The sequence below is a fragment of the Roseateles sp. P5_E4 genome, assembly GCF_054049255.1.
Genome location: NZ_JBFUMS010000012.1, coordinates 143,078 through 158,692, shown reverse-complemented (window position 1 = coordinate 158,692; position 15,615 = coordinate 143,078). Strand labels below are relative to the sequence as shown.

The 15,615-nt window shown below is 66.1% G+C and carries 12 protein-coding genes; 5 read left to right on the top strand and 7 right to left on the bottom strand.

Features of this window, described 5'->3' with window-relative positions; genetic code table 11:
* Positions 1-44 precede the first annotated feature (44 nt).
* Genes ACXJLH_RS22380 through ACXJLH_RS22365 form a run of 4 tightly spaced genes read left to right on the top strand, consistent with a single transcriptional unit; the run spans position 45 to position 3,327 of the window.
* Complete coding sequence (locus ACXJLH_RS22380) at positions 45-1,337, top strand: alpha-amylase family glycosyl hydrolase (RefSeq protein ID WP_457446344.1); 1,293 nt, start codon at positions 45-47, stop codon at positions 1,335-1,337.
* Positions 1,334-2,080, top strand: a complete 747-nt coding sequence (locus tag ACXJLH_RS22375) for a sugar nucleotide-binding protein (RefSeq protein ID WP_457446342.1) — start codon at positions 1,334-1,336, stop codon at positions 2,078-2,080. Before ACXJLH_RS22380 ends, ACXJLH_RS22375 begins: the two co-directional genes overlap by 4 nt.
* The gene (locus ACXJLH_RS22370; RefSeq protein ID WP_457446340.1) at positions 2,073-2,456 is read left to right on the top strand and encodes a RidA family protein; all 384 of its coding nucleotides are present in this window, start codon (positions 2,073-2,075) and stop codon (positions 2,454-2,456) included. The genes ACXJLH_RS22375 and ACXJLH_RS22370 overlap by 8 nt, the downstream gene beginning before the upstream one ends.
* 31 nt (positions 2,457-2,487) lie before the next feature.
* Entirely contained in the window at positions 2,488-3,327 is an 840-nt protein-coding gene (locus ACXJLH_RS22365) for a PA4780 family RIO1-like protein kinase (protein ID WP_056201797.1), read from the top strand.
* 230 nt (positions 3,328-3,557) lie between these two features.
* Here ACXJLH_RS22365 and ACXJLH_RS22360 read toward each other — a convergent pair whose 3' ends face one another.
* The 7 genes from ACXJLH_RS22360 to ACXJLH_RS22330 form a co-directional block, all read right to left on the bottom strand.
* A complete protein-coding gene (locus tag ACXJLH_RS22360) occupies positions 3,558-4,634 on the bottom strand; it encodes a hypothetical protein (RefSeq protein ID WP_457446338.1) in 1,077 nt (358 codons plus the stop codon).
* Positions 4,616-5,494, bottom strand: coding sequence for an aldo/keto reductase (locus ACXJLH_RS22355; protein ID WP_457352945.1), 879 nt, complete (start codon positions 5,492-5,494; stop codon positions 4,616-4,618). Before ACXJLH_RS22355 ends, ACXJLH_RS22360 begins: the two co-directional genes overlap by 19 nt.
* On the bottom strand, positions 5,491-7,863 hold the full coding sequence (locus tag ACXJLH_RS22350) for a glycoside hydrolase family 13 protein (RefSeq protein WP_457446336.1): 2,373 nt from the start codon (positions 7,861-7,863) through the stop codon (positions 5,491-5,493). Before ACXJLH_RS22350 ends, ACXJLH_RS22355 begins: the two co-directional genes overlap by 4 nt.
* Positions 7,864-7,868: 5 nt before the next feature.
* Entirely contained in the window at positions 7,869-8,759 is an 891-nt protein-coding gene (malG, locus tag ACXJLH_RS22345) for a maltose ABC transporter permease MalG (RefSeq protein WP_457446334.1), read from the bottom strand.
* A gap of 98 nt (positions 8,760-8,857) precedes the next feature.
* A complete protein-coding gene (gene malF, locus ACXJLH_RS22340; RefSeq protein WP_457446332.1) occupies positions 8,858-10,429 on the bottom strand; it encodes a maltose ABC transporter permease MalF in 1,572 nt (523 codons plus the stop codon).
* Between the two features lie 5 nt (positions 10,430-10,434).
* A complete protein-coding gene (malE, locus tag ACXJLH_RS22335) occupies positions 10,435-11,676 on the bottom strand; it encodes a maltose/maltodextrin ABC transporter substrate-binding protein MalE (protein WP_457446330.1) in 1,242 nt (413 codons plus the stop codon).
* Complete coding sequence (locus ACXJLH_RS22330; RefSeq protein ID WP_457446328.1) at positions 11,673-12,794, bottom strand: ABC transporter ATP-binding protein; 1,122 nt, start codon at positions 12,792-12,794, stop codon at positions 11,673-11,675. Before ACXJLH_RS22330 ends, malE begins: the two co-directional genes overlap by 4 nt.
* A 362-nt stretch (positions 12,795-13,156) precedes the next feature.
* Between ACXJLH_RS22330 and ACXJLH_RS22325 the strand changes: the two genes are divergently transcribed.
* On the top strand, positions 13,157-15,613 hold the full coding sequence (locus tag ACXJLH_RS22325) for a glycogen/starch/alpha-glucan phosphorylase (RefSeq protein ID WP_457446326.1): 2,457 nt from the start codon (positions 13,157-13,159) through the stop codon (positions 15,611-15,613).
* Positions 15,614-15,615 lie beyond the last annotated feature (2 nt).

Sequence of the window (15,615 nt, the reverse complement as noted above, 5' to 3'; positions counted from 1 at the left end):
CCACTTGCCCGCGATCACGCAGCACGTCCCTCATCTAGACCGCCATGCCCAACCGCCGCACCGTACTGACCGCCGCCACCTCACTCGCCCTGCCCGCCATGAGTGCCTCTGCCGCCGCCTCCGTCGAGATGCCCCATCTGCCCTGGACCCGCCAGGCCGTCATCTACCAGGTCAACGTTCGCCAGTTCTCGCCCGAGGGCACGTTCAAGGCCGTGCAGTCGGACCTGCAGCGGCTGAAAAGGCTGGGCGTGGACATCCTGTGGCTGATGCCCATCCAGCCCATCGGCAAGCTCAACCGCAAGGGGACGCTGGGCAGCTACTACTCGATCAGCGACTACACGGCCGTGAATCCCGAGTTCGGTACGCTGGCCGATGCCAAGGCGCTGCTCGCTGCGGCGCACAAGCTGGGGTTCAAGGTCATCCTCGACTGGGTGGCCAACCACACGGCCTGGGATCACCCCTGGGCCACGGCGCACAGGGATTGGTACAAGCTCAATGGCAAGGGTGAGATCTACCCCGTCACCTTCAACGAAGGCCAGCCGGGCGAGGAGCACTGGGACGATGTCGTCGCGCTGAACTACAAGAGCCCGGGCTTGCGCGCCGCAATGATCGACGCGATGAAGTTCTGGGTGCGAGAAACCGGCATCGATGGCTTCCGCTGCGATGTGGCCAGCCTGGTGCCGACCGACTTCTGGGTGCGTGTGCGCAAGGAGCTGGACGCGGTCAAGCCGATGTTCATGCTGGCCGAGTCCGACGCCATCGACCTGCACACCAGCGGCGCCTTCGACATGACCTATTCCTGGGACCTGGCCGACCAGGTGTTCAAGAGGATCGGCAAGGGCGAGGCGGGCGCCCCACTGTTGAAGGAGTGGCTGGCCAAGCAACCGGCGGGCTTTCCCGCCCATGCCTACCGCATGCGCTTCACGAGCAATCACGACTTCAACTCCTGGCACGGCACCGACGCCGATCTCTACGGCGACGCCTACCCCGCACTGGCGGTACTGACGTTCACGCTGCCCGGCATGCCGCTGGTCTACAACGGCCAGGAGTCGCGGTTGACCAAGAAGCTGGAGTTCTTCGAGAAGGACGCCATCGACTGGAAGACCTATGAGCTGAGCGACTTCTACGCCAGCCTCGCTGCGCTCAAGCACCAGCATCCGGCGCTGGCCGCCGGCCAGTACGGCGCGCCGGTGAAGCTGCTGGACAGCCCGCCCGACATCGTCGCCTTCGAGCGCCGCCTGGACCAGGATCTGGTGCGCGTGGCTGTCAACCTGTCGAAGATGGAACAGCTCTGGCAGGGCCATAAGCTGCGCCCATGGGGGTGGCAGTTGTCATGAGAATCCTCATTACTGGCCTGAACGGCACGTTGGCGCCACGCTTGGCCGAGGCTGCGCGCGCAGCCGGGCATCAGGTCATCGGCTGGGACCGTACCGCGGTGAACCTCGACGATGAGAAGCTGTCAGCCGCCTGGCTTTCCGCGCAGTCGGTGGACGCGATCGCCCACCTGGGCATGGCTTCGGCGCGCTTCGCGGGCTGGCTGGCGTCGCGCTGTCCGAACTTCCTGTTTACCAGCACGGTCATGGTCTTCGACCACGAGCCCGACGGCCCGCATGACGTGGCCGACGCGCGCAACGCCAAGGACGAATACGGCCGCTACAAGGCCGAGTGCGAAGACGCGGTGTTGCTGGCCAACGAGAGGCCCGTCATCGCCCGCATCGGCTGGCAGATCGACGCGACCCGGCCTGGCAACAACATGCTGACGACGCTGGACGAATGGCAAAAGCGCGATGGCCATGTGGCCGCAAGCCGAGCATGGACGCCGGCCTGCTCGTTCATGACCGACACGGCCGCTGCGCTGCTGGCGTTGATCGAACGGCCGCTGCCCGGTGTGCACCACCTGGACAGCAATTCCGAGGAGGGCTGGCGCTTTGATGAGGTGGCGCGCGCACTCGCGATCGAGTTCGGGCGCGACTGGCAAGTCCAGGCGAACGAGGGCTACCGGCACGACCAGCGCCTCATCGGTGGCGTCAGCCGCTTGCCACCGCTGTCGGCACGCCTGCCTGGGCTCACCCGTGATTGAGCGCTGGCCCATCAACGGCAAGGGCCGCAGCCGCACGGTGGCTCATGGGGGTTTTGGCGGCCTGGTCTGGACGGTGGCCAACGCGACCGACTTCTCGGCCGGCTTTGAAGAACAGGTGCGTCAAAGCCTGCAGATGCTCGAAGCGCATCTGCAGGAAGCCGGCTCGGCGCGCACCCACCTGCTGTCGCTGCAGGTCATCCTCACCGACATCGCCAACCGGGATGCTTTCGACCTGCAATGGCAGGCATGGATCGGGCCGCATCCCGAACATTGGCCGCAGCGGGCCTGCTTCCAATCTGGCCTGGCGCCGGGGTTGTTGATCGAACTGGTGGTCGTCGCGGCGCCTGTTTCGGCGAGGCAGAAGCTGGGCTCCTGAGCCCAGGCCCGCCCGCGTCGACAATGACGCCATGAAACCACCCGCCCGCCTGCAGGCACTGATTGATGAAGGCCTGATCGACAGCGTCGTTAGGCAACTGAAGAGCGGCAAGGAAGCCGATGTCTACGTCGTGCGCTGCGGCGATGACACCTGTGCCGCCAAGGTCTACAAGGAGGCCAACAAGCGGGGCTTCCGCCAGGCCGTCGACTACACCGAGAACCGCAAGGTCCGCAACAGCCGGCAGGCGCGCGCGATGGCCAAGCGCACGACCTTCGGCCGCCAGCAGCAGGAGGCGGCGTGGCAGAGCGCCGAGGTCGACGCGCTCTACCGCCTGGCTGCGGCCGGCGTGCGGGTGCCGCGGCCCGACAACTTCCATGATGGCGTGCTGCTGATGGAACTGGTGGCCGATGAGTTCGGCGACGCTGCACCGCGGCTCAATGACCTGAGCTTCAGCGCGGCCGAGGCGCGCCAGCACCACGACACGCTGATCGGCGAGGTCGTTCGCATGCTCTGCGCGGGTGTCATCCATGGCGACCTGTCCGAGTTCAACGTGCTGCTGGCCGCCGATGGCCCGGTCATCATCGACCTGCCGCAGGCCGTGGACGCCGCCGGCAACAACCATGCGCCGCGCATGCTCATACGCGACGTGAACAACCTGCGCAACTTCTTCGGCCAGCACGCGCCGGCCTTGCTGGCCACGCAGTACGGCCCCGAGATCTGGTCGCTCTACGCTGCCGGTTTGCTGGTGCCCGGCATGCCGCTGACGGGCCGCTACGAGCACAAGCGCGGCGAGGTGGACCTGTCGGGCGTGTTGCGCGAGATCGAGGATGCGCGCCTGGAAGAGGCAGCGCGCGTTCTTCGCATGAGCTAGGTTTCGCCCGGCTGCAGCTACAGCTCGCGCCGCTGGCCTGCAGCACGGCGCCGTAGAACTCGCGATGCAGACGCTGGAAGATGCCGTCGGTGATCCCCGCCTCCAGGCGGGTCTTCAGCTCGGCGGCCAGGCCGGGGCGACTCGGGCTGACGAAGAGATAGGCCGCCGCGGGGTAGTGCAGCATCAGGTTGGGCGCGATGGCCAGTCCTGCCGAGGTGACGGGGTTGACCCTAGAGCTGGTGGCGCTCGGCTTCGAGTTGTTGTTCGCGCAGCTGGTGCAGCAAAGCCGCGTCGTCCAGGGCTGCATCTTGCTGCGCCAATGCGCCGCAGCTGCGCAGGGTGTGGCCGTGCTCGCGCAGCGCCTGCTGCAGCCACTGGGCACGCCTGAGGGTGCGCGGCGTGCAGGAGCGGCCGCGCAGGTCGTCTTCGAGATCGCTGCGGTGGGCGCGCCAGGCGTCGGCCAGGTAGAGCCGACCCGGCGCGTGGACCAGTTCGTGGCGCCAGCGAACGGCCAGCCCACGGTAGTGACCGATGACGCGCCCGGTGGCGCCGCGGCAGGCCAGGCGCTCGGCCAGGCCCTCATAGGCCTGCGCTGCCAGCCGCTTGAAACCCAGGAAATGGGACAGGGCGTCGCCATCGCTGCCCGCATCGAGCAAGGCGCCGAACAGGTGGCGGCTTTCGATGCGTTCGGCGAGGTGGTATTGGGGGCGGTTGTGGCCATCGTCGGCGCTGTTGAACTGTGTCAGCGGGTCGAAGCGGTAGCAGTAGCCGAAGTCGTAGAGCCAGACGCGTTCGCCGTCGTCCAGCAGATTGCCGGCGCTGTAGTCCCACTCGAAGAAGCCGTGCTCGATCAGCGCGCAGCCGGCTTCGAGCAGCGTGCGCGCCTGGCGCTCGTCGAGCACGCCCGGGGGGCGGCCGGCAATCCAGGGCGATACGACGAGGCCATCGCGTAGCGAGCCGAAGACCGGTGCGACGACGCCCGGCAAGCCCAGCCCGGTCAGCTCGGCGTGGCGCTGCAGCTCGTTCAGGAAGGATGTCTGGCCGTCGGGATTGCGCACCCGGCATTCGGCGCGGGCGCGCTTGATGGCCCAGCGCTGGCCGGCGTGGTTGAGGCACAGCACCTCGGCGGTCAAGCCGCCGTTGTGCACGGCTTCAACGCCGGGGCTGTCGGCGTTCAGTGCCTTCAGTTGCGCGACCGGCAAGGGCAGCGCGGCCGCATCACCAAAGGCGAACTCGGCACCACTGGAGATGAAAGCCAGGTTGGTTCGCTGGCGCGCTTCGTCCAGCGTCAGATCAGGCCCGGCCATGCGTCGCCATGTTGGTCGAAGGCCGCGCGGACGGCGACCACCAGTTCGGCTGGCAGCGGTCCACGCGAGATCGCTTCGATGTTGCGGCGCAGGTTGGCCGGTTTGGCGGTGCCGACGATGGCGCTGGCAACGCCCGTGTGGAAGGCCGCGAAGCGCAGGGCCAGGTCAGCCCAGTCTTCCTTCGCGGGCAGGCTCATGGCCTTGAAGCGGTCCCAGTACTGGCCTTCTGCGAAGTCATCCGGCCGCTGCGCATGGCGCCAGACGGCGCCGGCCAGCGGGCGTTTGGCGATGACGCCGATGCCGGCATGGTCGGCCCGAGCGGCACGCAGGTTCAGATGGGCCTGGTCGCAAATGCTGACCGAGGTCTGCAGGCTGCCAAAGGCGTCACTGGCGATCGCGAAGTCGATCTCGGCGTTGTCACCCGAGTAGGCGGCCACGCGCAGCTTGCCGCTCGCACGGCAGTCGTTCAGCGCGCGCGTCACCTCGCCTTGCTCCAGCACATGCAGCGGGCATGAATGCAGGTGGACGATGTCGAGCCAGTCGGTCTGCATCAGCCGCAGCGCGCGCTCGACGCCTTGCACGATGCAGTCGTACGTCCAGTCCGGCACGCCTTCGACGCCGTAGCCCACCTTGGTGGACAGCACGAAGTCCGCACGGCGCGTGTTGAGGTGGCGGCCGATCCGCTCCTCGCTGAGGCCGTAGCCGCGGGCGGTGTCGACGAGGTTGATGCCAAGGTCCAGCACATGGTTCAGCAAGGCGCCGGCTTCAGCCTCGGTCGTGCGCTCGTCGTTGATGTGCATCGCACCGAAGCCCAGCGCGGAGACCTTGAGGCCTGTGTGGCCGAGAGGGTTCAGGATCATGGGGTGATGAGGACGCGGCCGAACAGCGGCGGCACGGTGAGTTGAATCCAGCCGTTCTTCACGGTCACGGTGGAGCCGCCCAGTGCGTCGCGCAGTTGGTCGGCCGGGAAGGGCAGGCCAACGCTGACGGTGCGTGGCTTGTCGCTGTTGTTGGTCGCCGTGATGGCCCAGGTCTTGCCGTCCTGGCGCGCCAGCACGACGACGTGGTCGTCGACATGCAGCGGCTCGCTCAAGCGACCGTGGCGCAGCACGGGCAGGTCGTGGCGCAGCTGGGTCAAGCGCTTGAAGTCGGCCAGCAGCGCGTTGTCGGGCTGGCCGCCTTCGTCGGCCCAGGGGTAGGGCGCGCGGTTGTAGGGGTCGTCGCCACCGCCCAGGCCCACTTCGTCGCCGTAGTAGATGGTCGGCGAGCCGGGGTAGGTCATCTGGAAGAAGACGGCCAGGCGCAGGCGCTGCTTGGCCAGCGCCAGATCGCGGTCCTCGCCGAAGTGGTGCAGGGCGCGCGGCTGGTCGTGGGTCGACAACAGGTTCATCAGCGCATAGAAGGACTGCGCCGGATAGGCCTCGCGCATCAGCTCCAGGTTTGCGGCCATCAGCTTGCCGCTCTTGCCGGCGGCGTAGTCCAGCACGGCGTTGCGGAAGATGTAGTTCATCGTCGAGTCGAACATGTCGCCGAGGAAGTACTTCGACGAATCGAACCAGGTCTCGGCGACGGTCAGCGCGTCGGGCTTCTTGGCCTTGACAGCCTGGCGCCATTCGCGCCAGAAGTCGTCGGGCACCCAGGGCGCCACGTCCATGCGCCAGCCGGCCGCGCCGCGGTCCAGCCAGAGGTTGGTCACCGAGTCCTTGTCGCGGTAGGCGTAGGCGCGAAAGGACGGGGCGCTCTTGTCGATCTCCGGCAGATCGGACACGCCGACCCAGCCCTGGAACTGCTTGTTGGGGTCAGTCTCCTCGGGCTTGAACTTGAACCAGCTCGCATACGGCGAGGCGGGGTTGATCTTGCCGCCGTCAAACGCACCGCCCGCGGGGAAATTGGAGAAGCGGTTGAAGTAGGGAGAGTCTGCGCCGACGTGGTTCAGCGAGGTGTCGGGGATGACGCGGATGCCGCGCTTGGCGGCTTCGGCGCACAGGCGAACGAAGTCGTCGTTGCTGCCGAAGGCCGGGTCGATCTGCTTGTAGTCGGCCGCGTCGTACTTGTGGTTGCTGGGCGCGCGGAACACCGGCGTCAGGTAGATGGCGTTGGCCCCCAGGCTCTTGATGTAGTCCAGCTTCTCGATGATGCCGGCGAGGTCGCCACCGAAGAAGTCGTTGTTGTAGAGCTTGTCCGAGCCGTCACCCGTACTCGGCTTGAAGGGCTTCTCGTTCCACTTCTCGTGGCGTTCGACGTCGCGGTCCTGGTAGCGGTCCTGTGGCCGGCCGCCACCGGGGCGCGGGTCGTTGGCCTTGTCGCCATTGCGGAAGCGCTCGGGGAAGACGTAGTAGTAGACGATGTCCCGGCCCCAAGCCGGCACCTCGAAGCCGGGCGCATGGATGGTCTGGCGGTAGCGGCGCACGCGGTTCAAGTTGGCCGGCAGGCGCTCGACCGAGGCAGACCCCATGGAGCCCTTCTCGCGCGTCCAGTAGATGGGGTCCTTGTTGTTCTGCAGCGCGTACCTGCCCTGATCGGTCTCGATCTCGAACCAGTAGCCGTAGATACCAGTAGCGTCGAAGCGATAGCTCGCTGTGAAGCCGATGCCCATGCCGCGCGACTGTGGCGTCATGGCGATTCGGGCCACAGATTCGTAGGCGAGTTGCTCCTGGTTGCCGGTCATCTGGCGGCGTTCGATGACGAGGGTGGCCTGCTTCAGGCCGGGCACGTCGTTGCCGATGCTGAAGCGGATCTCGCTGCCGGCCGGCTGGGCGCCGAAGGGCGCCTTGAACTCCGTTGCGCGGGAGTTGAAGTGGGTCGTCAGCGCAGCCTTGTCGGTGAGGGGCTTGGGTGGCGTGGGTTTGAAGGTCCTGGGGCCGACGGTAAGCGTGACGCTGCCGTCGGCGGCAATCGCCAAGCGCAGCGTCTGCTCCCCCTTGAAGTCGCGCTTGAGGTTGCCGCCGGCACCGCGAGCCGGGTCGCCCTTGGCGTCGCCGCCAAAGGTGAGGGCGGCCGTCCAGTCTTCATCGGCGAGCTTGAACTCCTGCGGCCCTTTGGCTTTGAGGTTGAGGAAGTAGGCATCGCAGCGGTACTCGAAGGCGTGGTCATCCTGCGCCGCCCAGTTGTTCAGCCCACCGCGCAGATAAAGAGTGGCGTCGCCGAGCGGTGCGGGTTTGCAGTTGGCGGCATGAGCCGCAGGGACGAGCGAAAGCAACGCTGCGCACAGCGCGAATGTCTTCAACATATGGATCAGCCCTTGACGCCGCCAGCCGTCAGGCCGGAGACGATCCAGCGCTGTGCCAGCAGGAAGACCAACGTGATCGGCAGGCCCGACAGCACGGCCGCGGCCGCGAAGTCGCCCCACAGGAAACGCTGGTCGTGCAGGAAGTATTTGGAGCCGACGGCCAGCGTGAGGTTGCCCTCTTCGCGCAGCAGGATGGACGCCACCGGGTACTCGATGATGGTGCCGATGAAAGCCAGCACGAAGACCACCATCAGGATGGGAATCGCCATCGGCAGCAGCACGCGCGAGAAGGCCTGCCAGTGCGTCGCGCCGTCGACCTTGGCGTTCTCCTCGATCTCGACGGGGATGGTCTCGAAGTAACCCTTGATGGTCCACACATGCGTGGCGATGCCGCCCAGGTAGGCGAGCACCAGGCCGGCGTGCGTCTCGATGCCCAGCGCCGGCACATAGGTGCCGATGGTCTCGAAGATGGCGTAGATGGCGACGAGCGCCAGCACCGGCGGGAACATCTGCAGCAGCAGCATGCCGTTGAGCACCGGCTTGTCGAAGCGGAACTTCATGCGCGCAAAGGCATAGGCCGCGCTGGTGGAGATGGCGACGATGAGGAAGGCCGAGATGGTGGCAATCTTGATCGAGTTCCACAGCCAGGTCAGCACGGGGAAGGGCGGCTGCACCAGGCTGCCATCGGCGGCCTGGTAGGGGATGCCGAGCGCCAGCTTCCAATGCTCCAGGCTGATCTCGGTCGGGATCAGGCTGCCGGTGGCGAAGTTGCCAGGGCGCAGCGAGATGGACACGACGGCCAGCAGCGGGAAGATGGTGATGGCGATGAAGATCCACATCACCGCGTGGCCGGCGAGGGTGCGCCAGCGGGCTTGTTTGCCGAGAACGATGGCCATTCAGAACTCCAAAGACTTAACCACAGAGGCACAGAGACACAGAGAAAGACAAAGGAAATTCCTCTGTGTCTCTGTGCCTCTGTGGCCGTGTTTGGTTTTCATTTCTGCGCCCTGGCAGACATGCGAAGGTTGATCAGCGACAAGGCGGCAACCAGGAAGAAGATCAGCGTCGAGATCGCCGCAGCCAGGCCGAAGTCGGAGCCCGAGTCCTTGAAGGCGATGCGGTAGGTGTAGCTGACGAGGATGTCGGTCTGGCCCGCGGGCAGCTTGGTGGACAGGAAGTCCGGCCGGCCGTCGGTCAGCAGCGCGATCAGCACGAAGTTGTTGAAGTTGAACGCGAAGGCGCTGACCAGCAGCGGCGCCAGCGGCTTGATGATCAGCGGCGCGGTGATCTTGAGGAAGTTGGTCGCGGGGCTGGCGCCGGCCAGGGCCGAGGCTTCGTACAGGTCGGCCGGGATCGCCTTCAGCAGCCCGGAGCACAGGATCATGATGTAGGGGTAACCCAGCCACACGTTGACGATCAGCAGCATGGTCTTGGCCAGCAGCGGGTCGGCAAACCAGGCCGGCTTGACGCCGAAGGCCGCGTTCAGGATGGCGTTGATCTCGCCGAAGTTCTGGTTGAACAGGCCCTTGAAGACGAGGATGGAGATGAAGCCCGGCACCGCGTAAGGCAGGAACAGCAGGGTGCGGTAGGTGGTGCGGTACTTCATGCCCTCCCAGTTCAGCAGCACGGCGAAGAGCATGCCGATGGCGGTGGAGAAGATGACCGTCAGCGCCGAGAAGATGACCGTCCAGCTGAAGATGGACAGGAAGGGGCCGCGGAACTCGGCGTCAAACAGCATGCGCGTGTAGTTCGCCATGCCGATGAAGGCCTTGAAGCCGGGCTGCAGGGTTTCGCCCGCCTCCGTCTGGAAGAAACCGGTGTCGCGGTTGGCCTTGAACACGGCGCCGTCGGCAGCGCGCGTCAGGCTGCCGTCGGCATTCGTCGTCCACATCGGTTTGACGGGGCCGAACTCGCGCAGGCCGAGGTAATGCAGCTCGGTCTTGTCGGGCGCAACGAGCACGAGCTTGGCCAGCGCGTCGCGGTGCTTGATCAGCTCGGGCAAGGGCAGGGCGGCATCTGTCGGTGCGGACGTGGCGTCCGCCGCGGCCAGGTCCACGCGGAGGTCCTTGCCCGCGCGCAGCGCCAGCGGTGGCGACATCCACTGCGGGTTGGCTTCGCCCTCGGTTTTAAGCACGAGGCGGAATTCGGCGCCGCTGGCATGCAGGCTGTAGTTCAGCACCCGGTCTTCGACCGCGTCATGCTGCTCCAGCAGGTACTCGCGCACGCGGCTTTCGCTGAGCAGGTGGATGCTGGAGTAGTTCGTCAGGCCGATCTGCGCCGTGTAGACGAGCGGGAAGGCGATGAAGACCAGCATGCCGGCCACGCCGGGGAAGAGGTAGCGCCACGCAAAGCCGCCACGGCTCAGGTAGACGTAGAAGCCCGCCGTGAACAGCAGCAGCACGCCGGCAGCCCAGGCGGCCTGGCCGGTCGTGTAGATCAGGAAGACGAGATACAGCGCGGCGACCATGCCGAGGATGGCGAGCGGCCAGTGCAGCCACTTGGACAGCTTCTCGGTCAGCGAGGGCGGCAGCGTTGTGTAGGCGCCTTGGCCGAGGGATGAGGACAAGGCGTTCATTTGTTCAGCAGCATCCGTGCGGCGGCGCCGTCGAGCGCGTCCTTCGGTGATTGCAGTCCGTTGGTGATGGCTTCGAGCGCCGCGTCCATCGCGGTCCAGAAGCGGCCGACCTCGGGGATGTTGGGGATGGGCGCGCCGTTGCGCGCATTGGTCATGCTGGCTGCGATCAGCGGGTTGACTGACAGCTCGGCGTAGAAGGCCTTGTTGGCCGGCACGCCGATGGGCACGTCGGCATCCAGCACCTTCAGCGCTTCGGGGCGCATCAGGTGGTTCTCGATGAACTCCTTGGCGATGTCCTTGTTCTTGCTGGGCGCCGAGATCATGCATCCCAGCACGCCGACAAAGCTCTTGCTCGGCTTGCCGGCGATGACGGCCGGGATGCCTGCCACACCGATGTCGATCTTGGCGCGCCTGGCGTTGTCCCAGGCCCAGGGGCCGGAGATCATCATGGCCACCTCGCCACGGGCAAAGGCGGACTCCATCTCGGAGTAGCGCGCGCCCTTGGGCATGTGGCCGCCCTTGATGAGGCGCTCGATCATCTGGGCACCAGCCAGGGCGCCTTCGTTGTTGACGTCCACCTTCTTGGGATCGAAATCACCCTGGGTATCACGGCCGAAGATGACGCCACCCGCGCCGGCAATCATGGGCCAGCTGAAGAAGCTCTTGTTGTAGTCCCACAGCACGGCGTGCTTGCCGCTGGCCTGAAGCTTCTTGTCCAGCGCGATCAGTTCGTCCCAGGTCGCGGGCGGCGTGGGCACCAGGGCCTTGTTGTAGATCAGGCCCGTCGTCTCGATGGCGATGGGGTAGCCCCAGATGCGGCCGCGGTAGCTCAGCGCCGCCCAGGCCTGGTCTTCGGACTCGGCCTTCAGCCGCGCCGATGGACGCAGCGACGTCAGCAAGCCCGCCTTGGCCCATTCGCCGACACGGTCGTGGGGCCAGCAGAAGATGTCCGGGCCCTTGCCAGCACCGGCGGCCTGCTGGAACTTGTCGGTCGCATCGACCGGGTGCTCGACGACGACCTTGACGCCCGAGGCCTTCTCGAAGGCATCGCCGACCTTCTGCAGGCCGTTGTAGGCCTTGTCGCCATTGATCCAGACCAGGAGCTTGGGTGTGTCCGCCGACGCCGCCGAAATGCCGCCACAGAGGCACAGAGACACAGTGAAACGCGAAAGGGCTTTCAGAGCTTTCTTCTCTGTGCCTCTGTGCCTCTGTGGCTGTGTTTTCTTCACAGCCGTCATGCCTGCAGCTCCGGCGCAGCCAGCCGGCGCAAGGCCAGACCGTTGGCGTCGAACACGTACAAGGCTTCAGCCGGCAGATGCAGGTCCAGATCCTGGCCGCTGCGCAGGCGGTCGCAGCCGTTGCGGCCTTCGAACTGGCAGGTCAGCGGCTCTTCGAGGCCGGGGTAGGGACAGTAGGCGAAGGTGATGCCGCCGAGGGATTCGACGAAGGCGACGGTGCTGTACACCAGGTTGTTCTCGCCACCTTGACGGATGTGCTCCGGCCGCACGCCGAGAGTCACCTTGTCGCCCACCTTGGCGCCACTGCCATCCACCAGCGCGCGCAGCACGACGCCGCTGCCGGCCAGCTTCACGTCCACATGCCCCGCCTCGATGACGACCAACTCACCCTCGATGAAGTTCATCTTCGGGCTGCCGATGAAGCCTGCCACGAAGAGGTTGCGCGGATGCTCGTACAGCTCCAGCGGCGAGCCGACCTGCTCAATCTTGCCGGCCGACAGCACGACGATGCGGTCGGCCAGCGTCATGGCCTCCACCTGATCGTGGGTCACGTAGATCATCGTGGTCTTCAGATCCTCGTGCAGCTTGGCGAACTCATAGCGCATGCGCACGCGCAGGGCGGCATCGAGGTTCGACAGTGGCTCGTCGAACAGGAAGACATCGGGCTTACGCACGATGGCGCGGCCGATGGCGACGCGCTGGCGCTGGCCGCCGGAGAGGTCTTTCGGCTTGCGGTCCAGCAGGTGCTCGATGTGCAGGATCCTGGCCGCGTTGCGCACGGCCGTCTCGATCTCGGCCTTGGGCACCTTGGCCAACTTCAGGCCGAAGGCCATGTTGTCGAACAGGTTCATATGCGGGTAGAGCGCATACGACTGGAACACCATGGCAATGCCGCGCTCGCTGGGTGGCACCTCGTTGACGACGCGCCCGCCGATGGTCAGCTCGCCGCCGGTGATTTCCTCAAGGCCGGCGATGGTGCGCAGCAGCGTGGACTTGCCGCAGCCCGAGGGGCCGACGAAGACCATGAACTCACCGTCGCGGATCTCCAGGTCGATGCCGTGAAGGATGCGGATGTCGCCGTAGGCTTTCTCCACACCGGTCAGTCGAACGTCTGCCACTTCTAACCTTTCAGTCGCCGGCCGTCTGGTGGTCGGCTTGTCTCGTCATTTGACGGCTAAATTTCTCTTCTTTGGCCGTCTTTGTAGACAATATACATTCGCTACGCGCTAGCAACAACAGAGGTTATCCGTTCGAATCTTCATGAAATCCTTGAAAATCAAGGCTTTGCAAAACATCTCGGGTTTTCCATATGTAGTCAAACTACACAACGGGGCGGAGCTGGTCGATACTTCAGCCAACGCTGCCCGTCGAGTAGCATTCTTGCCTCCGTCGCTGGGGGCCGGCACTGATGAACTCCCCAACACCCAAGAGCTTCGCGTTACCCGTTCAACGCAAGCCCGCCGCCAAGGCCTCCACCGCGATGAAGAAGCCGACTGCCCTCTCCGCCGAAGACAAGGCCTTGCGCGCCGCCTTCGAGACCGCCTACGAGCGCGAGCTGTCCCAATCCAGCCATGGCCCCACGCCGCAGGCGGCCTTGCACGCGGCGGCCATCGCCTGCCGCGAGACGCTCGCCCGCCGCTGGGCCACCACGCAGGCCGCTGACGCCCAGCGTGGCGACAAGGCGCCCGTGCGCCGCGTGCACTATCTGTCGATGGAATTCCTGATGGGCCGCGCGCTGTCCAATGCGCTGGCCGCCCTGAAGCTGGTCGACCCGCTGGAAGCCAAGCTGGCCGAGCAGGGTCTGGCCCTGGGCGATGTGCTGGAGCGCGAGCCCGATGCGGCCTTGGGCAACGGCGGCCTCGGTCGCCTCGCGGCCTGCTTCCTGGACAGCTTCGCCGAACTGGAGCTGCCGTCCTTCGGCTACGGCCTGCGCTACCGCTATGGCACCTTCGCCCAGGTCATCAGCCAGGGCCGCCAGCTGGAGCAGCCCGACGACTGGACGCGCGACTCGCCCGCCTGGGAGCTGCCTCGACAGGACCTGCGCTACGAGGTTGGCTTTGGCGGCCGCATCGAGGTCGATGCCTCGGGCGTGCGCCGCTGGCAGCCGGCCGACAGCATCGAGGCCCAGGCCTTCGACTTCATCGTGCCCGCCCACCACAGCGAGCGCGTCTCTACGCTGCGCCAATGGCAGGCCACGGCCGCGCCCATCGCCTTCAAGCCTTTCTGCGAGGGCGACTACGCCCGCGCTGCCCGCCACCAGGTGCTGGCCGATGCGCTGAACTGGGTGCTCTACCCGGACGACTCCACCGAAGCCGGCCGCGAGCTCCGCCTGAAGCAGGAGGCCTTCCTCGTCAGCGCCTCGCTGCAGGACCTGATCGCGCGCCATCTGCGCGAGTTCGGCTCGCTGCACAACCTCGGCAAGACCAACGCCATCCATCTCAACGACACCCACCCGGCGCTCGCACCCGCCGAGCTGATGCGCCTGCTGCTGGACGAGCATGGCCTGGGCTGGGACGAGGCCTGGAAGATCACGCGCCAAGCCGTGGCCTACACCAACCACACGCTGATGCCCGAAGCGCTGGAGACCTGGCCCGTGCGCATGTTCGAGAACCTGCTGCCGCGTCACCTCGAGATCATTTACGAAATCAACCACCGTTTCCTGGAAGAGGTGCAGGCCCGCTTTCCCGGCGATCACGCCTTCGCCTCGCGGGTGTCCCTCATTGACGAAGGTAGCCACGGCAGCGAGCGCCGCGTGCGCATGGCCGCGCTTGCGTTGGTCTCGTCGCACCGCGTCAACGGCGTGGCCGCGCTGCACTCGGAGCTGATGGTGCAGACCATCTTTGCCGACTACGCCCGCATCTGGCCGGAGCGCTTCCACAACGTCACCAATGGCGTCACGCCGCGCCGCTGGCTGGAGCAGGCCAACCCGATGCTGTCCGGGCTGCTGGACAGCCGCATCGGCGAGGGCTGGCGCAAGAACCTGGCCGAGCTGGGGGAACTGGCGCCGCTGGCCGCCAACAAGGAGCTGGGCGAGGAGTTCCTGGCCGTCAAGCGCGCCAACAAGGAACGCCTTGCCGCCGTCATCCGCCGTGAGCTGGGCATCTCGGTCAATGTCGACAGCCTGTTCGACATCCAGATCAAGCGCATCCACGAATACAAGCGCCAGCTGCTGAACATCCTGCACGTCATCAGCCGCTACCAGGCCATCCGCGACAACCCCGATGCCAACTGGGTGCCGCGCACCGTCGTCATCGCCGGCAAGGCGGCCTCGGCCTACCAGACGGCCAAGAGCATCGTGCGCCTGGCGCATGACGTGGCCCGTGTCATCAACAGCGACCCGCGCGTGGGCGACAAGCTCAAGCTCGTCTTCCTGCCCAACTACAGCGTCACGCTGGCCGAAAGCATCATCCCGGCGGCCGACCTGTCCGAGCAGATCTCGACGGCCGGCACCGAGGCCTCGGGCACCGGCAATATGAAGTTCGGCATGAACGGCGCGGTCACGATCGGCACCTGGGACGGTGCCAACATCGAGATGGCCGAGGCCATGGGCGTGGAGAACATGTTCGTGTTCGGCCTGCGCGCCGATGCCGTCGCCAAGATCAAGCAGCTGGGCTACGACCCGCGCCTGTATGTCGAAGAGAATCGCCAACTCAAGCGCGTCATCGATGCCATCGCGGCGGGCGTCTTCAGCAACGGCGACACCGATCGTTATCGCGCGCTGGTGGACAGCCTGTTGCACCGCGACGTCTACCTGCTGATGGCCGATTTCGCCGATTACGTCGCCACCCAGGCCAAGGTCGATGCGCTGTTTGCCGACCGTGCCGCCTGGGCTGAACGCGCCTTGCGCAATATCGCCGGCATGGGCCCGTTCTCGTCCGATCGCACGATCAACGAGTACGTGGACCGTGTCTGGTCCGTGAAGAGTCTGAACACCTGACG